This is a genomic window from Nocardia sp. NPDC055053, assembly GCF_053608285.1.
This window is the reverse complement of record NZ_JBSGVD010000010.1, coordinates 152,084-172,187: the sequence shown is the minus strand read 5'-3', so window position 1 is coordinate 172,187 and position 20,104 is coordinate 152,084. Positions and strand designations below refer to the sequence as shown.

The window sequence follows — 20,104 nt, the reverse complement described above, 5'->3', positions numbered from 1 at the left end:
ACGTCGCTGCAGCGTCCGCGAGTTGGCGGTGGTCGTGAGGTCACTCACAGCGGCCCGCGCGATCTATCGCACGGGCCGCAGCGGCACGGCTGGCCTGCTCAATCAGCGCGTCGGGCATGCAACATCGCGAAACCGAGAGGCAACTCCTCGTGGGTGATCAGGTCGAGCCCGGCCGACTTCAGCAGGGCCCGGTAGTGCGTGCCGGTTCGTTCGCGACCGCCGACATTGCACAGCATGTGCAGGTCCCAGGCCGGCACCAGGGAACGGGACTCGTCCTCGGGGAGCAGCCGTTCGACGAGGTAGAGCCGGGCGTTTTCGGACATCGCCGCCGCGCAGCGGAGCAGGATGGTCCGGGCGTCGGCGTCGTCCCAGTCGTGCAGCACTCGCGAGAGCAGGTAGATATCGCCGCCGGTCGGCACCTCCGCGGTGAAGAAGTCGCCGCCGATGAACTCGCAGCGCGGGAGACAACCCGCTCGGTCGATGGTGGTTCGCGCGCGCGGGAGGGTCGTCTCCCGTTCGAACAGGATTCCGCGCAGGTGCGGATGCGCGGCAAGCACGCGTGCCAGCAGTTCGCCGTTGCCGCCGCCGATGTCGACCACCGTGCGTGCCGTGGCGGCACCGACCCGATCTGCCACCTGGCCGAAAATCGCCGCGCCCGCGGCCATCGCGCTGTCGAACAGGTCCGCGCGGGCGGGGTCGGTGCCGAAGTAGTCGAAATGGTGCAGGCCGAAGTGGTGGTCGAATGCCGTCCGCCCGGTGCGCACGGAGTAGCCCAGTTCGCCGAAGGACTCGTAGAACGCGCCGCCGTACAGGCGGGCCAGCGGATGCAGGGAGGGACTGGCGTCCGCGACGAGGAGCGCGCCGACGTCGGTGAGTGCGTAGCCCGCCCCGCTCGGCTCGACGACATCGAGCTGGACCAGATAGCGCAGCAGCCGGGCGAGAGCGCCGGGGTCGGTCCCGGTCTGTGCGGCGAGCTCGCGCACCGGGCTGCCCGGTGCGCCGGCGAGCCGGTCGGCGATCCCGAACTCGGCGGTGACGGCCAGCGCCTGGGTGGCCCAGGCTCCGGTGAGCAGCCGCAGCAGCCGTGTCGCCGGGTCGTCGGACTCGCCGATGTGCCTCGCCAGCGCGCCCGGTCGGGCACCGGCGACGTGGAGTTCCATCCGGTCGGTGCGCGCGCCCGGCCGGGCGAAATAGAAGCTGGTCGCGTCCTCCCGGTCGTTGTAGCCGCCGCCGTCGGGACGGAGTCCGCCCGGCCCGGTGAGCAGCGCGCACAGCCCGGCGAGGGCGACGTCGTCGATGGGGCCGGTGGTCAACGCGATGTGGGCCTCCCGCGCGTCGGCGCGCTCGGCGGCCGACACCTGTGCCGGTGCGTCGAGCAGCGCGAAAATCTCTATCTCGCAGGGTTTTCCATCGGCGGCCCGCAGTGCGGCCCGCACGATCTGGACCGGCACATGCCGCGGATCCAGGCCGTGCCGCGCCGCCAATCGCCGGCGGACAACCACGCTGGGGCCGGTCGACGCCACGACGAGATCGTGCATCGCCAGCATCTCGTCCAGTGCCGCGAGGTCGGGGGGAAACACCAGCACCCCCACATGGTCGAACCGGCAGCGGCCTGCGATCGCCCTGCGTTCGGATTCGCCGAGGTGGGGCAGCAGCCGGGTGAGCACGCTGTCGGTGTCCTGCGTTCTGACGAACCGCACGGCCGCTTCCACGCGGTCGTGATCGAGGGGGTCGATCCGGGGCTGCACTGCCGGCGAACGGGTCACGCGTCCTCCTGGATTCAGATGCCGACGTAGTTCTCCGCGAAAAAGTCCTGGTGTGTCCGTGAGGTGGCCAGGCTGTGCAGCCGGGCACGCTGGAGTTCGCGTTCGAAGGCGGCCTGTGGTCCGGCGGGCGGATGGAGCAGGCCGATCATCCAGTGCGAGAACTCGTGCGCTCGGCGGATGCGCGGCACGCACACAGCCGAATGTCGCCGCAGGCCCGACTCGTCCCCGCGTCCGACGGCGGCGACGAGCGCGAGCGCCAGCGACTGCGCGGTGAGAATGGCCAGATTGGCGCCCTTGGCGGCCGACGGGCTGATCGAGGAGGCCGCGTCGCCCGCGAGGAACAACCGTCCCCGCTGGATCGGGTCGAGGATCTCCGACCGTAGCCGGACCAGGCCGCGCTCGACGATCGGGCCGGTCCGCAGCGGCCCGTACCGGTCGGCGCGAAGTCGCGTGGACAGGGCAGCCCAGACACGGTCCTCGCTCCAGTTCAGGGGATCCTCGCCGGGCGAGCACTGCACGTAATAGCGGGTGATCTCCGGACTGCGCGGCATCTGCCCGGCGAAGCCGTCGGCGTGAACGCCGTAGACGACGGTCTCGGACGTCGGTGGGGCCTGCGCCAGCAGGGCGAGCCAGGTGATGTCGTAGTCGCACGTCGATCGGGCACCGGCGACGGCGTTTCTGGCGACGCCACGCGCGCCGTCGCAACCCACCAGATAGCGGGCGGCGATCCGATACGCGCTGCCGTCGGCGGCACGGGCAAGGACCCACGGACGGTCACTGTGCTCGTCACCGATCCGTTCGGCGGTGGTCTGGCAACGCAGGTCGCCACCGCGGCGCAGATACTCGGCGGCCAGATCGGTTACCAGGTGCTGCTGCGGGTAGACGGTGTGCACCTCGCGTCGTCCGAGCTCGTCGTAGGACAGCGCGAAACGTCCGGTGTCACTACGGAATTCGCAAGTCCGATGGGTACGTCCGCGCTCGCGCAAGCCGGTGTCGAGGCCGTGCTCACGCAGGACAGCGACACTGCCTGGCGCCAGGAAACCGGCCCGCGCTCGCTGCTCGATGTGCGCGCGATCGCGCCGTTCGAGGATCACGGAATCTATCCCGGCCGCTTGCAGGATATTGCCGAGGACCAAGCCGGCGGGACCAGCGCCGAGAATCAGGACCGCGGTGGTGCGATCGGTGCTCGCCACGCGCATGAGACCGGAGCTTAGGACACCTCGGCGGAATCGGAAGCGCGCCGCGATGGCGTGTTGCTGGGCTTATACGAAATTGCTGTCGCTCGTCGGTGGCGTCTGCGTGGACGACGTCGTGGCAGACTTGGCCGCTTTGCGGCGGGTGAAGCCCCGTTTGCCCATCAGGGCCAGGACCACCAGGAAGATCACCGCCGCCACGATGGCGCCGACCAGGCAGGCACCGCGGAAAGCGGGGGCGTCGACGTCGAGGATGCGCTGACCGGCGTGCGCTGCGTTGTTGCCGCCGAGCACGATCGTCAGCGTCATCAGGTTGGGCAGCGCGGCGAGCAGCGCGATGATCACCGCGGCGCCCGCGATGAACTTGCCGCCCTTGCGTTTCCACATGCGCACCGCCAGCAGCACCAGCAGCAGCGGAACCAGCGTGAACGCCAGTCCGTAGACCAGGCCCCACCAGATGCCCTGGGTGAAGCTGCCGTGCACGATGCTCGCCAGTCGCTGCGCCCACCAGCGCGGGATGAACGACGCCAGGATGACATAGGCGATCACCAGCACGACGGCCGTGGCGACCGTGATGATCGCCCGGTTGCGCCACACGGTCACCGTGGACTTCTGACCGCTCGACTGCGCCTCGCCGGTTGTCATCGCCCCAGCGTAGAGGCGGCCGTGACGCCGGACGCCGATCCGGCGCCCGGCGTTTCGCCTGCTACTCCGCCGCGGTCGCGCGGTCGCGCAGGAAGGCCAGCGCCTCGTCGGCGTGCACCGCAGCGCGGAGTTCGCCGGTGACGACCTTCAGGATGGTCCGGTCGGTGTCGATGACGAAGGTGTGCCGCTTGACCGGGGCGAGTTTGCCGAGCAGGCCGCGCTTGACGCCGAACGCCGCGGCCACCGCGCCGTCGGCGTCGGAGAGGACCGGGTAGTCCAGGCGCTGCTTGGTCGCGAAACCGGCCTGCACCTCGGTGCTGTCGGTGCTGATGCCGGCGCACGAGGCGCCGATGGCGGCGAACTCCGCGCTCAGATCGCGGAAGTGGCAGGCCTCGGCCGTGCACACCGGGGTATTGGCCGCCGGGTAGAAGAACAGCACCAGCGGGCCGTCGGCGAGCAGGCCGTCGAGCGTGCGGAGCTGGGCGGACTGGTCGGGGAGCTCGAACTGCGGAGCGCGCTGGCCTGGCTGCATGACCAGACCTTATCGACCGGCCGCCGAGCGCGAAAGATCCCCGTCCGCCGGGGCGAACGGGGATCGGTTCGTGATCGGCAGGTACCGCCCCCGACGGACCGCACCCGCCGAGCGGCTCCTAGCGCTGTAGCAGCGCCTTGATCTCGGGGTTGCGAATCTCCATCACGTCGAGGATGCCGTGCACGCGCAGCATCGGCTCCAGCTCACGGATGCGATCGCGGTGCCCGGCGTACTCGGCCGGGAAGATCTTCTCGTCCAGATCCTGCATGGCCTTGGCGTAGGTGACGAACGACGTGAGCGCGTTCGCCGCGGACAGCTGACCGGGACCGTAGTGCTGCTGCGACGGGACGACCGACCGGCCGTCCTGTGCGCCCTGAAGCGAGGGGTACAACATTGCTCCTCTCGGGGAAAGGGATACCGCATGCGACATGGAACGCGCGCGAGTGTAGTGATGCCGATCACCCCGTGTCGCGGCGCGGGGTCGGGTCAGCGCACGGGTGCCGCGGCACGCCTGGGATGATGGGCTCATGCAGGGCGCGTCGACACCAACCACCACGACCCGCGACCAGTTCCGGCTGCTCGCCGCCGAGCACCGGGTCGTCCCGGTGACCCGAAAGGTGCTGGCGGACTCCGAAACTCCGCTTTCGGCCTACCGCAAGCTGGCCGACGACCGGCCGGGCACCTTCCTGTTCGAGTCCGCCGAGAACGGGCGATCGTGGTCGCGCTGGTCGTTCATCGGCGCGGGCAGTCCGTCGGCGCTGACCGTCGTCGACGGCGAGGCGACCTGGCTCGGCACGGTACCGGCCGACGCCCCCTCCGGTGGCGATCCGCTGCGCGCGCTGCACGAGACCCTCGAACTGCTGCGCACCGAACGCCTGCCCGGTCTGCCGCCGCTGACCGGCGGCCTGGTCGGCTACCTCGGCTACGACGCGGTGCGCCGGATCGAACGGCTGCCCGAGCTGGCCACCGACGATCTGCAACTGCCCGAACTCGTCCTGATGCTGGCCACCGACCTGGCCGCGTTCGACCATCACGAGGGCGCGATCACCCTCATCGCCAACGCGGTGAACTGGAACGGCACCGACGAGAACGCCGACGCCGCCTACGACGACGCCGTCGCCCGGCTCGACCGGATGACCGCCGCGCTGGCCACGCCCGCGCCGTCGACGGTGTCGGTCTTCGACCAGCCGGAGCCGCAGTTCCTGCGCAGGCGCACCACCGAGGAATTCGGTGCGGGCGTGCTGCGGCTGATCAAGGAGATCGAGGCGGGCGAGGCGTTCCAGGTGGTGCTCTCGCAGCGCTTCGAGATGGACTACACCGGCTCGCCGCTGGCGGTCTACCGGATGCTGCGGGCCTCGAACCCGAGCCCGTACATGTACCTGATGCACATCCCCGACGGCGACGGTGGCACCGCGTTCTCGATCGTCGGCTCCAGCCCCGAATCGCTGGTCACCGTGAAGGACGGCGTCGCGACGACCCATCCGATCGCGGGCACCCGCTGGCGCGGGCACAGCGCCGAGGACGACATCCTGCTCGAGAAGGACCTCCTCGCCGACGAGAAGGAGAACGCCGAGCACCTGATGCTCGTCGACCTCGGCCGCAACGACCTGGGCCGGGTCTGCCGTCCCGGCACCGTCCGGGTCACCCAGTACCGCCACGTCGAGCGCTACAGCCACGTCATGCACCTGGTCTCGACGGTCTCCGGACAGCTCGCCGAGGGCAAGATCGCGCTCGACGCGGTGCAGGCCTGCTTCCCGGCCGGGACGCTGTCGGGCGCGCCGAAGGTGCGGGCGATGGAGCTGATCGAGGAACTGGAACCGACAAGGCGCGGCATCTACGGCGGTGTCGTCGGCTACCTCGACTTCGCCGGTGACGCCGATACCGCCATCGCCATCCGCACCGCGCTGCTCAAGGACGGCACGGCCTACGTGCAGGCCGGTGCGGGTGTGGTCGCCGACTCCGATCCGGTCTACGAGGACACCGAGGCCCGTAACAAGGCCATGGCGGTGCTCAAGGCGATCGCGGCGGCCCAGACCCTGCGCACCTACGAGGGCGGGCTGGCATGAGCGGTCAGCGCCCGGAGGAGGCAGCTTGCGTAACCACGCGGGGCGCCCGAGCATGCCGAATGGAGACAGCATGACCGACGCTGCCGCTCCCGCACCCGCCGCCAAGCCGGTCGTCCCGGTGGCGCTGCTGGCGCTGGCTGCGGCGGGGCTGTGGGCGTCGTCGCGGATGACCTGGGTGACGGTGCACTCCGCCGACGGGCTCACCGAACCGCGCACCGACGATCTCGACGGTGCCACCTGGTTCGGCGCGCTCACCCCGCTGGCACTGGTGCTGGTCGCCTCGATCGCCGCGGTGTTCGCGGTGAAGGGCGGACCGCGCCAGCTGCTCGGGGTGGTGATCGCGGTCGTCGCCGCGGTCGCCGCCGTGCCGGGGTTCGCGCTGGTCGTGGGGGAGGGCAGGACCGCGGAGCGGGCGGGCCAGCTGGCCGAGCTGCCGGTGCGTGCCGTCGTCAGCAGCGCCGACGTGCATCCGGCGCCCGCTGTCCTGTCGATCCTCGCCGCGGCGCTCGCCCTGCTCGCCGGAGTCCTGCTCACCCGCCGGACCGGGGGAAACGCCCAGCTCTCCGGCGCCTACGACAACCCGGTCTTCCGCCGTGCCGACGCCAGCGCCCAGGTGAGCAAGCAGCGCGACGAGACCGGCACCGCGGCGCCGCTGTCGGACCGCGTGCTGTGGGACGCGCTCGACGCGGGCACCGACCCGACCGACACCGCCGAGGGACCGGACGACGACGGCAAGTCGCCCGGCCGCACGCCGTGACCCGCCGCAGCTCCACCGCGGTGACCCGGCGCAGCTCCGCAGGAGTGACGCGCCGCACCCCCGCCGCAGTGACACGCGCGGCAGCCATTTATTGTTGTCAAGCATCGGTGAGACAGCGCCTGAGGGGACTCTCAGGTGAGAAGTTCGTCTCCCCAGAAAGGATTCGAGCCAGATGACGGTACTCGACTCGATTCTCGACGGGGTTCGGGCGGATGTTGCCGCTCGCGAAGCCCTCCTCGATTTTCAGGCGATCAAAGCCGCAGCGGCCGCCGCCAAGGCGCCGCTGAACGCGGCCGCCGCGTTGCACGAGGACGGGATCGGTGTCATCGCCGAGGTGAAGCGTGCCAGCCCCTCCAAGGGCGCGCTGGCCGACATCCCGGACCCGGCTGTCCTGGCCAAGGCCTACGAGGACGGTGGCGCGCGCATCATCAGCGTGCTCACCGAGGGCCGCCGCTTCGGTGGCTCGCTCGACGACCTCGATGCCGTTCGCGCCGCCGTGAACATCCCGGTCCTGCGCAAGGACTTCGTCGTCGGCCCGTACCAGATCCACGAGGCCCGCGCGCACGGTGCCGACGTGATCCTGCTGATCGTGGCCGCGCTCGAGCAGGATGTCCTGTCCTCGCTGATCGACCGCACCGAATCACTGGGCATGACTGCCCTGGTAGAAGTGCACACCGAGGAAGAGGCCGATCGCGCGCTGGAAGCGGGCGCGTCGGTGATCGGTGTCAACGCGCGCAACCTCAAGACCCTGGAAGTCGACCGCGACGTGTTCGCGCGGATCGCGCCCGGCCTGCCGTCGGAGGTCATCCGGGTCGCCGAGTCCGGCATCCGCGGCACCGCCGACCTGCTGGCCTACGCCGGCGCGGGCGCCGACGCGGTGCTCGTCGGCGAGGGCTTGGTGACCAGCGGCAACCCGCGCGCGGCGGTGTCGGAGCTGGTGACCGCGGGCACCCACCCGTCCTGCCCGAAGCCGGCCCGACGGAGCATCCGGTGAGCGCTCTGCCCCAGGCCAGTGCGGGCGTCGCCCAGCACAGCGACTACGAACCCGACGCGGGCGGCCACTTCGGTGTCTACGGCGGACGGCACGTCCCCGAGGCGCTGATGGCGGTGATCGAGGAGGTCACCGCCGAGTACGACAAGGTCCGCTCCGATCACAGCTTCCTCGACGAGCTCGACCGGCTCCAGCGCGACTACACCGGGCGTCCGTCGCCGGTGTTCGAGTGCCTCAATCTGGCCGAGCACGCGGGCGGCGCGCGGATCTTCCTCAAGCGCGAGGACCTCAACCACACCGGCTCGCACAAGATCAACAATGTGCTCGGCCAGGCGCTGCTCGCCAAGCGGATGGGCAAGACCCGCGTCATCGCCGAGACCGGCGCCGGTCAGCACGGCGTCGCGACCGCGACCGCGTGCGCGCTGCTCGGCCTGGACTGCGTGATCTACATGGGCGCGGTCGACACCGCCCGCCAGGCGCTGAACGTGGCCCGCATGCGGCTGCTCGGCGCCGAGGTGATCTCGGTGACCACCGGCTCGCAGACCCTCAAGGACGCCATCAACGAGGCGCTGCGCGACTGGGTCTCCAACGCCGACGACACCTACTACTGCTTCGGCACCGCCGCCGGCCCGCACCCGTTCCCGCTGATGGTGCGCGATTTCCAGCGCATCATCGGGATCGAGGCGCGCCAGCAGATCCAGGAGCGCACGAACAGGCTGCCCGACGCGGTCGTCGCCTGCGTCGGCGGCGGCTCCAACGCCATCGGCATCTTCCACGCCTTCATCCCCGACGCGGGCGTGCGGCTGATCGGGTACGAGGCGGCCGGTGACGGCGTCGAGACCGGTCGGCACGCGGCCACGTTCACCGGTGGCACGCCGGGCGCGTTCCAGGGTGCCTACTCGTACCTGCTGCAGGACGAGGACGGCCAGACCATCGAATCGCATTCGATCTCGGCCGGTCTGGACTATCCGGGCGTCGGCCCCGAGCACGCCCACCTCAAGGACATCGGCCGCGCCGAGTACGAGCCGATCACCGACGTCGAGGCGATGGACGCGCTGCTGCTGCTCTCGCGCTCGGAGGGCATCATCCCGGCGATCGAGTCCGCACATGCCGTGGCCGGCGCGCTGAAGCTCGGCAAGGAACTCGGCAAGGGCGCGATCATCCTGGTCAACCTGTCCGGTCGCGGCGACAAGGACATGGACACCGCGGGCCGCTGGTTCGGTCTGTTCGACGACGACGCCGCCGAGGAGAACTCGAAGTGAGTCAGCAGTCCCGTCTGGCCAACACCTTCGCCGCCGCGCGCGCGGAGAACCGGGCCGCACTGATCGGCTACCTGCCCGCGGGCTACCCCGATCTGGCCGGTTCGATCGAGGTGTGCAAGGCCATGGTCGAATCCGGTTGCGACATCGTCGAAGTCGGCGTGGCGTACTCCGACCCGGTGATGGACGGCCCGACCATCCAGGCCGCCGCCGAGCAGGCGCTGCGCGGTGGCGTGCGGGTGCGCGACGTGTTCTCCGTCGTCGAGGCGATCACCGACGCCGGTGGTCAGGCCGTGGTGATGAGCTACTGGAACCCCGTGCTCCAGTACGGCGTCGACACCTTCTCTCGCGACCTGGCCGCGGCCGGTGGCGCGGGCATCATCACGCCGAACTTGATCCCCGACGAGGCGGACGACTGGTTCATCGCCTCGGCCACGCACAACCTGGACCGCATCTTCCTGGTCGCGCCGTCGTCCACCGAGGAGCGCCTGGTGAAGACGCTGGAGGCCTCGCGTGGATTCATCTACGCCGCCTCGACCATGGGTGTGACCGGTGCGCGTGACGCGGTCTCCTCGGCCGCGCCCGCGCTGTGCGCGCGGGTCCGCGCGCATTCCGACATCCCGATCGGCGTCGGCCTCGGCGTGCGCTCGGGTGCCCAGGCCGCCGAGATCGCCGCCTACGCCGACGGTGTGATCGTCGGATCGGCGCTGGTCTCGGCCGCGGCCGAGGGTCTGGACGCGGTGCGCGCGCTGACCAGCGAGCTCGCCGAAGGTGTGCGGTCGGCGACCGTCCGCACCTAGCAGTTCCGCCTCTCCGCGACTTCTGGCCAGATCTAGGCGCGGAGTCGGTAGGCCACGCGGCCGGCGGTCAGGCGGGAGCCGGGGTAGCCCGTCCCCGGTGAGTTACCCATGTTCTCGCGAAATGGGTTGCGCAGAACCTGTATCGGTGCACTCTTCGCGTGGTGGACCACCCACGTCAGGGTCACGGTCACTCCTTGATACCCCACTCAACTAACGTGGGGGCCGTGAACTCAGTCCTGGCCTACATTCCGAGTCCGCCGCAGGGTGTCTGGCAGCTCGGGCCCTTCCCACTCCGGGCATACGCGCTGTTCATCATTCTCGGCATCGTCGTCGCCATCTGGTGGGGTGAGCGGCGGTGGCAACAGCGTGGCGGCCAGCAGGGCGCGGTGCTCGACGTCGCGATGTTCGCGGTGCCGTTCGGCCTGATCGGCGGCCGGCTGTACCACGTGGCCACCGACTGGCAGAAGTACTTCGGTCCGGGCAAGCACCCGATCGAGGCGCTCTACATCTGGCAGGGCGGCCTCGGCATCTGGGGGGCGGTGTTCCTCGGCGGCATCGGCGCCTGGATCGGCTGCCGCGTCTACAAGATCCCGCTGCCCGCGCTCGGCGACGCGATCGCGCCCGCCGTGCTGCTCGCGCAGGCGATCGGCCGCCTCGGCAACTACTTCAACCAGGAGCTCTACGGCCGCACCACCGAGGTGGCGTGGGGCCTCGAGATCTACGAGCGCTTCGATCCGGAGACCGGCGCGCGCGACATGATGAACGGCGTCTCGACCGGCCGGGTACTCGAGGTCGTGCACCCGACGTTTCTGTACGAGCTGGTGTGGAACGTGCTGGTGGTCGTCGCGTTGGTGCAGCTGGACAAGCGCTACAAGATCGGCCACGGCCGCCTGTTCGCGCTCTACGTGGCCGGCTACAGCTTCGGGCGCTTCTTCGTCGAGCTGATGCGCAGCGACGAAGCCACCCAGATCCTCGGCATCAGGATCAACTCGTTCACCGCCGCCCTCGTATTCCTGGGCGCCATGGCCTATTTCGCGCTGGCGACCAAGGGCCGCGAGACACCGGCGCAGCTGCAGCCCGGTGGTGAGCCGCGGCCGTGGCCGTGGCAATTCTCGGCGCTGCGTGCCGCCGGGGCGGCAGGCACCATCGCCGCGGCCGACAAGTCCACCGAGACAGCGGATTCCACCGAGGACACCGCGAAGGAATCCTCCGATGACGCGGCCGACAGCGCCGATCCGAAGGCGGAGCTGAAGAAGGCCGATCCGGCGCCGACCGCCGACGACGCGACGTCCGCCGACGCGGCAGACACCACCGACGCGGCAGACACCGCCACACCGGAGCAATCCGGCGCGAAGAAGGCCTGACCGACAGCCTTCGCAGCGAATCCGACGGGCGTCCGGCAACATTCCGGGCGCCCGTCGCGATATTCCGGGTGCAGTGTCGCGGACCGATCGTGGGGACCCGAGGAGACAACGGCCGGTCCTTATGACCACAATGACCGGTGATCGTCGCGGGCGCACCGCCGTTCGGCCGATCGCCACTGGCCGGGGGCCACGACGGGTACCCGCACGAATGATGGAGGACATGAGTGACCGACCCCTACAACCCCAATCCCCAGTACGGCCCCGACCTGAGCAAGCAGCCCGACTCCGGCGCGCAGCCGCAGTACGGCCAGCCCGCCTACGGCCAGCCCTCGGACCCGTACGCGCAGCAGCCGGGTTACGGCCAGCAGCCGGGGTACGGCCAGCAGCAGCCGGGGTACGGTCAGCCGCAGTACGGCCAGCCCCAGTACGGCCAGCCCGCCGACCCGTACGCCCAGCCGCAGCCCGTCTACGGCGCCGCGCCGTACGGCGCCATGCCGCAGGGCTACAACCCGGCCGATCCGGAAGCGCCGTACGGCCGTGACATGTACGGCGTTCCGTTCTCGGACAAGCAGAAGCTGATGGCCGGTCTGCTGGAGATCTTCCTCGGCAGCTTCGGCGTCGGCCGTTTCTACCTGGGCTACACCGGTCTCGGCATCGCCCAGATCGCGGTCGTCTGGCTGACCTGTGGCATCGGCGCCATCTGGCCGCTGATCGACGGCATCATGATGCTCACCGGCAAGGTGCCCGACGCGCAGGGCCGTCCGCTGCGCGACTGATCGCAGGCACCGCACTGCCGAACGGGTGCTCCGCGTCGCGCGGAGTGCCCGTTTCCCGTTTCACCGCCGGAATTCCGATCATGGTGAGCGATACTCTGTGTCCGTCTGTGGTGGCGCCGTAGCGTCGCTTGGCCTGCGCGTGCCCTGATGCGCGCAGCGGAGGAAGGGATTGACCGTGCGCAAACTGCTTGCCGCCGCCGTACTCGCCGTGGTCGCCGCGACGGGTCTGTCGGCCTGCTCGTCCGGTACCGACCCGAATGTGCTGAAGGTGGGCACCGAAGGCACCTACGCGCCGTTCAGCTACCAGGACAACGGGACGCTGACCGGGTACGACGTCGAGGTCGCGCGGGCGGTCGGCGAGAAGCTCGGCAAGCGGGTGGAATTCGTGCAGACGCCGTGGGACTCGATCTTCGCCGGGCTGGAGTCCAAGCGCTTCGATCTGGTCGCCAACCAGGTCACCGTCAACCCCGAGCGCACGGCCAAGTATTCGCTGTCGCAGCCGTACACGACCTCCGAGGGCGTGATCGTCACCAAGGCCGACAACACCACCATCACCTCGCTGGCCGACCTGTCGGGCAAGACCACCGCGCAGTCCGCGACCAGCAACTGGAGCAAGGTCGCCGCGGGCGCCGGTGCGAAAGTCGAAGCGGTGGAAGGCTTCGTGCAGGCGGTGCAGCTGCTGAAGTCCGGTCGCGTCGACGCCACCGTCAACGACACCCTGGCCGTCGGTGAGTACACCAAGAAGACCGGCGACACCGGTATCAAGATCGCCGCCAGGACCGGCGAGACCAGTAAGCAGGCCTTCGCTGCCCGCAAGGACGACGCCGCGCTGATCGCCGACATCGACAGAGCGCTCGAGCAACTGCGCGCGGACGGCACGCTGACCAGGCTGTCGGAGAAGTACTTCGGCACCGACGTCAGCAAATAGCGGATGGATCCCGCAACCAGGGAGCTGATCTGGCACAACCTGTGGCCGATGCTGAAGGCCACGGTGACCGCGACGCTGCCGTTGACGGCGATCAGTTTCGTCATCGGCCTGGCGATCGCGGTCGGGGTCGCGCTGGCGCGGATGTCGTCGAAGCGGGCGCTGTCACTGCCTGCCCGCTTCTACATCTCGATCATCCGCGGCACCCCGCTGCTGGTGCAGCTGTTCATCGTGTTCTACGCGCTGCCGCAGTTCGGGATCGTCATCGACCCGTTCCCGGCGGCGGTGATCGCGTTCAGCCTCAATGTCGGCGGGTACGCCGCGGAGGTGGTGCGCTCGGCGATCATGAGCGTCGCCAACGGGCAGTGGGAGGCGGCCGAGTCGCTGGGCATGACCTACCCGCAGACGCTCTGGTACGTCGTCTTCCCGCAGGCGTCCCGGATCGCGGTACCGCCGCTGTCGAACACGCTCATCTCCCTGGTGAAGGACACCTCGCTGGCGTCGACCATCCTGGTCACCGAACTGCTGCGCACCGCCCAGCTGGCGGCAGCGCCGACCTTCGACTTCTTCGCCCTCTACGGTGTCGCCGCCCTCTACTACTGGGTGATCTGCCTGATCCTCGGCGTCGGCCAGACCCGCCTGGAGACCAGGCTGTCGCGGCATGTGGCCCTCGCGCGCCGCTGATTTCGTGAACACCGGGCTAACACCCGACCGGCGAAACGACGCCCGGAATCGGGAGGACTAGGCTTGCCGTTGTGATGCGACGGACGAAGATTGTGTGCACCCTCGGACCGGCTACGGCCACCCAGGACCGTATTCGTGAGCTCGTCGAAAGCGGCATGGATGTGGCGCGGCTGAACTTCAGCCACGGTGAGCACGCCGACCACGCCGACAACTACAAGATGGTCCGCGCGGCCTCGGACGAGACCGGCCGCGCGGTCGGCATCCTCGCCGACCTGCAGGGCCCCAAGATCCGCCTCGGCCGGTTCACCGACGGCCGCACCACCTGGGCCAACGGCGAGCAGGTGCGGATCACCGTCGACGACGTCGACGGCACCCACGACCGTGTCTCGACCACCTACAAGCAGCTCGCGCAGGACGCCAAGGCAGGCGACCGCCTGCTCGTCGACGACGGCAAGGTCGGCCTGACGGTGGAGAGCATCGACGGCAACGACGTCGTCTGCCGGGTCACCGAGGGTGGCCCCGTGAGCAACAACAAGGGCCTGTCGCTGCCCGGCATGGACGTGTCGGTGCCCGCCCTGTCCGAAAAGGACATCGAAGACCTCGAATTCGCCCTGAAGCTGGGCGTCGACTTCATCGCGCTGTCGTTCGTGCGTTCGCCGTCCGACATCGAGCTGGTGCACGACATCATGGACAAGGCAGGGCGCCGCGTTCCGGTCATCGCCAAGCTGGAGAAGCCCGAGGCGATCGACAACCTCGAGGCGATCGTGCTCGCCTTCGACGCGGTGATGGTCGCCCGTGGCGACCTCGGCGTCGAGCTGCCGCTCGAGCAGGTGCCGCTGGTGCAGAAGCGGGCCATCCAGATGGCGCGCGAGAACGCCAAGCCGGTCATCGTCGCGACCCAGATGCTGGAGTCGATGATCGAGAACTCCCGCCCGACCCGCGCGGAGGCCTCCGACGTCGCCAACGCGGTGCTCGACGGCGCCGACGCGGTGATGCTCTCGGGTGAGACCTCCGTCGGCGCGTGGCCGATCGACGCGGTCCGCACCATGAGCCGGATCGTCACCGCGGTGGAGTCCGAGACGCACCGGGTGCCTCCGCTGACCCACGTGCCGCGCACCAAGCGTGGCGTGATCTCCTACGCCGCCCGCGACATCGGCGAGCGGCTCAACGCCAAGGCGCTGGTGGCCTTCACCCAGTCCGGTGACACCGTGCGCCGCCTGGCCCGCCTGCACACCCCGCTGCCGCTGCTGGCGTTCACCCCGCTGCCGGAGGTGCGCAGCCAGCTGACGCTGACCTGGGGCACCGAGACCTTCATCGTCCCGATGGTGCAGAGCACCGATGCGATGATCCATCAGGTCGACCAGGCGCTGCTGTCGATGGATCGGTACCGCAAGGGTGACCTGGTGGTCATCGTCGCCGGTTCCCCGCCGGGTACCGTCGGTTCCACCAACCTGATCCACGTTCATCGCATCGGCGAGGAGGACCACTAGTCGTGAGTAGTTCGGCAGGCGGATCGATCGAGGTCGAGACAGTGCAGGGCGAGCCGTCCCCCGATCTGCGGGTGCTGCTCGACCTGCTCGACCTCGAACCGATCGGCGAGGACGTCTTCCTCGGCAACCATCCCGAGAAGGTGTGGAGCCGCACCTTCGGCGGGCAGCTGGTGTCGCAGGCGATCGTCGCTGCCGGACGCACCGCCGGTGAGCGGCCGCTGCACGCGATCAACGCGCATTTCGTGCGCGGTGGCGACGTGAAGAAGCCGATCGAATACCACGTGCAGCGGCATCGCGACGGCCGCGCGCTCGCGAACCGGACGGTCACCGCCAGCCAGGACGGCCAGGAGCTGTTCGTCATGCTGGCGGCGTTCCAGGACTGGGGCAAGGGCCTCGAGCACGCCCACGAGGGCCCGCAGGTGCCCGATCCGGAGACACTGCCCCGGATCGAGGAGAGCTTCGCCGGCTTCGAGGACAAGCTGGAGATGTTCATCAACGCGCCGCACCCGGTCGACATGCGCTACACCAACGATCCGGCGTGGATCCTCAAGGGCACCGGCGAGAAGCTCAACCACAACCGGGTGTGGATGCGCACCGACGGCGCGCTGCCCGACGATCCGCTGCTGCACGTAGCCGCGCTGGGCTACTCCTCCGACACCACCGTGCTCGATTCGATCATCACCACGCACGGATTGTCGTGGGGTCTGGACCGGATCCTGGCGGCCACGGTGAACCATTCGATCTGGTTCCATCGCCCGTTCCGCTTCGACGACTGGACCCTCTACGCCACCGAATCACCGGTTGCGGCGGGCTCGCGTGGCCTGGCGACCGGCCGATTCTATTCGCGCAGCGGGGAACTGCTCGCGACCACGGTCCAGGAAGGCGTCATCCGGCACTTCCCGGCCCGCTGAGCGAGCGACTCAGCGGTGTTCGCGGTCGAGTTCGAGCTCGACATCGGTGCGCTGGTTGGCGCGCAACACGAACGGGACGGCCTCGGTGGCCGCGCCGTACACCGCCAGCGCCAGGCCGTGCTCGAGGTCGGCGATATCGGTGTCGGTGAGGTCGGCCGGATCGCCGACCAGGCTGAGCGCGATCTCGGAGGTGGTCTCGGCGCCCGGTTCGGCGCCGGGACGCGCACCGCGCCAGTGTGATTCGAGTTCCTGATGGACGGGATCGGCCACGTCGACGGGCAGGGTGAACCGCCAGGCGAACACGTCGCGGTCCTGGAGGTGGTCGTCGAGGACCGTCCGGACACTGGCGACGATGCGGTCGAGAATTTCCGGTGTCACATACACATGGAGCGAAACATCCGAAATGCGTTTCGGCATGTCTGAAGTTCCTGTCGTGTGTCGAACCAGCAAGGGGAACAGCACGTCCGCGCCGAAGTGTAATCCCTCGGACCCTCCGGCGAACAGCCTTGCGCTCAGCTCCTGCGCTGGGCGGCCAGAAATGCCGAGAGCGGACGCGCGGGCGCCGGTTCGATGACCAGGCCGGGGCGCTCGTCGTCGCCGGTGAGTGTGGTCTGCTCGTGCGGCGCGAGCGCCTGCAACAGGGGGAACAGCAGTTCGGCGATCTGGTCGCCGACCTCGAGGAAGGCCTGGGGGGACAAGCCGATCGGGTCGGCGATGTTCTCCCGGCTGACGTAGGCCAGATCGTCGCGGGCGCGGTCAAGCGCGGCAATGGATTTCGCGCCGGTGACCTTGGCGATGCGGTGCGCCTCGGCGAGGGTGAAGACGCGCGGGCCGACGCCGAAGGAGAGCTCGGCCACCTGATCGCGCAGTGATTCGGTCATCGCGAGCACCAGGTCGGCGCGGTCGACCATCTCGGGCTTGAGTTTTCTGGCCTTGAATCCGGTGGGGTCGCCGCCGAGGCTGGCGATGGTCTCCGCGGCCAGCGGTTCCGGGGGAAAGCCGACCAGCGCGCGCGTCCCAGCGCTCTCTGCGGTCAGCCCGAATAGGCCGTTGTCCGCCGCGAACGCCCGGGTGAGCCGTTCGGCGATCACCGAACGGCAGACGTTGGAGTTGCAGACGAACAACACGTGCATACCGACACCGTAATCGGGTTGATTGTCGCGCGGTGAGCCAGAAATGGAACCATCACAGGTGCGGCGCTACTTATTCACCTCTCGGTTGAATCCCGTACATGAATCACAATGCGCAAATCCGTTGTGCGTCATCGTGATACCCGCGAGATAGGGACCGGAAACCTGCGGGAAATGTGTGTCGATCATCACTCTGCTGCGGTGTAACAATTCTGTTCGGTGATAATTTGCGGCACCGAGGGTGCGGCGCCGTCCACCCGGCCGGGGGTGGAGAGCATCCGGCCGTGCGCGGACACTCCGGTCACCACTGCCGGCGCCGACCGACCTGGTGCGACGACGTGGCAGACCCGCGGTTCGCTTCCCGGCGCGCCGAGGCGCTATAGTGACCGCGGTGCGCCGGGTTGGCGGAACTGGCAGACGCGACGGTCTCAAAAACCGTTGTCCGAAAGGACGTGTGGGTTCGAGTCCCACACTCGGCACCACGGCGGTAGCGCGGCATCGGCCGCGCTCCGCGGGGGAGTATCGGTCGCGGGGTGTGCGCGACGTCACCGCGCTCGCGTTCACCGGCGGTTTCGGACCGCTCACTGCATTCTGTGCGGAAGCGAAAGGTACTCTTTACATCACTCGGTCACCCACGACGGGTTCCCGACCGGCTCGCCCGGTGCCGTCGTCTGTCGTGGTGTGATCGACAGGCATCGGAATTCCAGAGGGGTCGAACCTATGAGCACGAATGCAGCGGGCGCCGGCGCTACGCGTGAGGCCGCGGCCAAGCGCGTCGTTGTCGCCGAGGACGAGGCCCTCATCCGGATGGACCTCGTCGAGATGCTCAAGGAAGAGGGCTACGAGGTTGTCGGTGAGGCGGGCGACGGTCAGCAGGCCGTCGAGCTGGCCGAGGAGATGCGCCCCGATCTGGTGATCATGGACGTGAAGATGCCGCGCCGCGACGGCATCGACGCCGCAGCCGAGATCGCGTCGAAACGTGTTGCGCCCGTGGTGATCCTGACCGCGTTCAGTCAGCGCGACCTGGTCGAGCGGGCCCGCGACGCTGGTGCGATGGCCTACCTGGTCAAGCCGTTCACCAAATCCGATCTGGTGCCCGCGATCGAACTCGCGGCGAGCCGTTTCCACGAAATCACCGCGCTGGAAACAGAAGTCGCGAATCTGTCGGACCGGTTGGAGACGCGCAAACTGGTCGAGCGGGCCAAGGGTGTGCTCATGCAGACCCAGGGTCTGTCGGAACCGCAGGCGTTCAAATGGATTCAGCGCACCGCGATGGATCGGCGCACGACCATGAAGGCGGTCGCCGAAGTCGTGCTGGAGAACCTCACCCCGCAGTGACGCCGGAACGCGCCGCCGCGGGTCTCGCGCCGAAAGCCGAAAAACTTTACGCAAGCGAAACAATAATGTGAACTACGACTGGACATGATGCGTCCGACATGATGCGAATGTGATGCGGATCTAACAAACCGGCGATATGTTCTGTCCGGGCTGAACGTGGTCGGCCCCCTCGGTGACCCCGGGGAGCACAGGACATAGAGGTGAGACGTGCTCAGTTCGACATGGCGCAGTCGTTCGACGCGAGGAGTTCTGGTAATCGGAGCTGCCGCGTCGTTGGTGTTGTCCGGATGCAGCGACAAGTCGTCCGACGGCGGCGGTGGCGGCAACACCGATCTCTCGATCCAGCCGGTAGTTCAGCTCGACACCCAGGGTAAGGCCGTCGCGCAGACCGACGCGGGCGCCGCCGCCGATCCCGCGGGCGACGGCAAGGCCAAGTGCGCGCCCCAGACCATCGCGATGGCAGGCCCGCTGACCGGCGGTAACGCCGCGCTCGGCATCAACATCATCAACGGTGTCAAGCTGGCCCTCGACCAGCACAACAAGGCCAATCCGGATTGTCAGGTGTCGGTCAAGCAGTTCGACACCGAGGGCAAGCCGCAGATCGCCAGCCAGGTGATCCCGACGATCGTCAGCGATCCCAGCATCGTCGCGCTGGTCGGCCCCACCTTCTCGGGTGAGACCAAGGCGACCGGCCAGATCCTCAGCGAGGCGGGCATGCCGACGCTGACCGCATCGGCCACCAACCCGACGCTGACCCAGAACGGCTGGAAGACCTTCTTCCGCGGCCTCGGCAACGACGACTCGCAGGGCCCGGCCGTCGCCAACTACCTGACCGGCGAGAAGGGCTACAAGAAGCTCTGCGTCGTGCAGGACAACACCGACTACGGCGCCGGTCTGGCCAAGGCGTTCAACACCGCCGCGGGCCCGGCCGCTGACGCGTCCTGCGCGGTCAGCGTCAAGGAAGGTGACAAGGACTTCTCGGCCGCGGTGTCGAAGCTGTCCGCGGCCAAGCCCGATGCCATCTTCTACGCCGGTTACTACGCGGAGGCGGCGCCGTTCGTGCAGCAGCTGCGTTCCGGCGGCGTGACCGCGACCTTCGTCTCCGCCGACGGCAGCAACGACCCCGAGTTCGTGCGCCAGGCCGGTAGCTCCTCGGAGGGCGCGCTGCTGTCGTGCCCGTGCAGCCCGGCGCCGGAGAAGTTCGCGACCGAGTACAAGGCGCTCAACGGCCAGGCGCCCGGCGTCTACTCCGTCGAGGGCTACGACCTGACCACGATCCTGCTCAAGGGCATCGACTCGGGCAAGGTCACCCGCGCCGAGCTCGTCGACTACGTCCGTAACTACAACGGCACCGGTGTCGCCCGCCAGTACAAGTGGGGCGAGACCGGCGAGCTGGCCAACATCCAGATCTGGATGTACGAGGTCAAGTAGTCCCCACGAAAGTGTGTAGCGGTGGGGGGGGCCCAGCCCCCCCCCC

Annotated in this window: 20 protein-coding genes and 1 tRNA gene; 14 read left to right on the top strand and 7 right to left on the bottom strand. The window is 69.0% G+C overall.

The features are described 5' to 3' along the window. Positions 1–98: 98 nt before the first annotated feature. From ACWF82_RS13645 to ACWF82_RS13625, 5 genes are all read right to left on the bottom strand, one after another. Positions 99–1,766 (bottom strand): methyltransferase, encoded by a 1,668-nt coding sequence (locus ACWF82_RS13645; RefSeq protein WP_452501036.1) that lies wholly within the window; start codon positions 1,764–1,766, stop codon positions 99–101. A gap of 14 nt (positions 1,767–1,780) precedes the next feature. Next, positions 1,781–2,965, bottom strand: coding sequence for a 4-hydroxybenzoate 3-monooxygenase (locus ACWF82_RS13640; RefSeq protein WP_452501033.1), 1,185 nt, complete (start codon positions 2,963–2,965; stop codon positions 1,781–1,783). Positions 2,966–3,028: 63 nt separating this feature from the next. Next, the gene (locus ACWF82_RS13635; protein WP_452501031.1) at positions 3,029–3,604 is read right to left on the bottom strand and encodes a permease; all 576 of its coding nucleotides are present in this window, start codon (positions 3,602–3,604) and stop codon (positions 3,029–3,031) included. Between the two features lie 61 nt (positions 3,605–3,665). Further along, entirely contained in the window at positions 3,666–4,136 is a 471-nt protein-coding gene (locus tag ACWF82_RS13630; RefSeq protein ID WP_452501029.1) for a peroxiredoxin, read from the bottom strand. A 118-nt stretch (positions 4,137–4,254) separates the two neighbouring features. After that, complete coding sequence (locus tag ACWF82_RS13625) at positions 4,255–4,530, bottom strand: hypothetical protein (protein WP_452501027.1); 276 nt, start codon at positions 4,528–4,530, stop codon at positions 4,255–4,257. 133 nt (positions 4,531–4,663) lie between these two features. Here ACWF82_RS13625 and ACWF82_RS13620 point away from each other — a divergent pair, with 133 nt between their 5' ends. From ACWF82_RS13620 to ACWF82_RS13570, 11 genes are all read left to right on the top strand, one after another. Next, the gene (locus ACWF82_RS13620; RefSeq protein ID WP_452501025.1) at positions 4,664–6,202 is read left to right on the top strand and encodes an anthranilate synthase component I; all 1,539 of its coding nucleotides are present in this window, start codon (positions 4,664–4,666) and stop codon (positions 6,200–6,202) included. A 70-nt stretch (positions 6,203–6,272) separates the two neighbouring features. Continuing rightward, positions 6,273–6,959, top strand: a complete 687-nt coding sequence (locus tag ACWF82_RS13615) for a TIGR02234 family membrane protein (protein WP_452501024.1) — start codon at positions 6,273–6,275, stop codon at positions 6,957–6,959. Positions 6,960–7,131: 172 nt separating this feature from the next. After that, positions 7,132–7,953, top strand: coding sequence for an indole-3-glycerol phosphate synthase TrpC (gene trpC / locus ACWF82_RS13610; RefSeq protein ID WP_110040403.1), 822 nt, complete (start codon positions 7,132–7,134; stop codon positions 7,951–7,953). Continuing rightward, a complete protein-coding gene (gene trpB, locus ACWF82_RS13605) occupies positions 7,950–9,212 on the top strand; it encodes a tryptophan synthase subunit beta (RefSeq protein WP_452501022.1) in 1,263 nt (420 codons plus the stop codon). Before trpC ends, trpB begins: the two co-directional genes overlap by 4 nt. After that, positions 9,209–10,009, top strand: coding sequence for a tryptophan synthase subunit alpha (gene trpA, locus ACWF82_RS13600; RefSeq protein ID WP_452501020.1), 801 nt, complete (start codon positions 9,209–9,211; stop codon positions 10,007–10,009). Before trpB ends, trpA begins: the two co-directional genes overlap by 4 nt. 215 nt (positions 10,010–10,224) lie before the next feature. Continuing rightward, positions 10,225–11,373: a prolipoprotein diacylglyceryl transferase gene (gene lgt / locus ACWF82_RS13595; protein ID WP_452501018.1), complete on the top strand. Its 1,149-nt coding sequence runs from the start codon at positions 10,225–10,227 to the stop codon at positions 11,371–11,373. A gap of 224 nt (positions 11,374–11,597) precedes the next feature. Beyond that, complete coding sequence (locus tag ACWF82_RS13590; protein ID WP_452501016.1) at positions 11,598–12,149, top strand: TM2 domain-containing protein; 552 nt, start codon at positions 11,598–11,600, stop codon at positions 12,147–12,149. A 175-nt stretch (positions 12,150–12,324) separates the two neighbouring features. Then, positions 12,325–13,077: an amino acid ABC transporter substrate-binding protein gene (locus tag ACWF82_RS13585; protein WP_452501014.1), complete on the top strand. Its 753-nt coding sequence runs from the start codon at positions 12,325–12,327 to the stop codon at positions 13,075–13,077. Positions 13,078–13,080: 3 nt separating this feature from the next. Further along, on the top strand, positions 13,081–13,758 hold the full coding sequence (locus tag ACWF82_RS13580; RefSeq protein ID WP_452501012.1) for an amino acid ABC transporter permease: 678 nt from the start codon (positions 13,081–13,083) through the stop codon (positions 13,756–13,758). Positions 13,759–13,829: 71 nt separating this feature from the next. Then, positions 13,830–15,248: a pyruvate kinase gene (gene pyk, locus ACWF82_RS13575; protein WP_379310099.1), complete on the top strand. Its 1,419-nt coding sequence runs from the start codon at positions 13,830–13,832 to the stop codon at positions 15,246–15,248. Positions 15,249–15,289: 41 nt separating this feature from the next. Next, a complete protein-coding gene (locus tag ACWF82_RS13570) occupies positions 15,290–16,159 on the top strand; it encodes an acyl-CoA thioesterase (RefSeq protein ID WP_452501147.1) in 870 nt (289 codons plus the stop codon). A gap of 9 nt (positions 16,160–16,168) precedes the next feature. Here the strand turns inward: ACWF82_RS13570 and ACWF82_RS13565 are convergent, their stop codons facing one another. Next, positions 16,169–16,576, bottom strand: a complete 408-nt coding sequence (locus ACWF82_RS13565) for a hypothetical protein (protein ID WP_452501009.1) — start codon at positions 16,574–16,576, stop codon at positions 16,169–16,171. A gap of 95 nt (positions 16,577–16,671) precedes the next feature. Next, positions 16,672–17,292 (bottom strand): arsenate reductase/protein-tyrosine-phosphatase family protein, encoded by a 621-nt coding sequence (locus ACWF82_RS13560; RefSeq protein WP_452501007.1) that lies wholly within the window; start codon positions 17,290–17,292, stop codon positions 16,672–16,674. A gap of 392 nt (positions 17,293–17,684) precedes the next feature. On the opposite strand from ACWF82_RS13560, the gene ACWF82_RS13555 reads away from it, so the two are divergent. The 3 genes from ACWF82_RS13555 to ACWF82_RS13545 all read left to right on the top strand — a co-directional run bounded on the left by ACWF82_RS13555 (position 17,685) and on the right by ACWF82_RS13545 (position 20,058). Beyond that, positions 17,685–17,771: transfer RNA gene (locus ACWF82_RS13555), tRNA-Leu, on the top strand. 238 nt (positions 17,772–18,009) lie between these two features. Then, entirely contained in the window at positions 18,010–18,627 is a 618-nt protein-coding gene (locus ACWF82_RS13550; RefSeq protein WP_189033992.1) for an ANTAR domain-containing response regulator, read from the top strand. 273 nt (positions 18,628–18,900) lie between these two features. Further along, a complete protein-coding gene (locus tag ACWF82_RS13545; RefSeq protein WP_452501005.1) occupies positions 18,901–20,058 on the top strand; it encodes a branched-chain amino acid ABC transporter substrate-binding protein in 1,158 nt (385 codons plus the stop codon). The last annotated feature ends 46 nt before the right edge of the window (positions 20,059–20,104 follow it).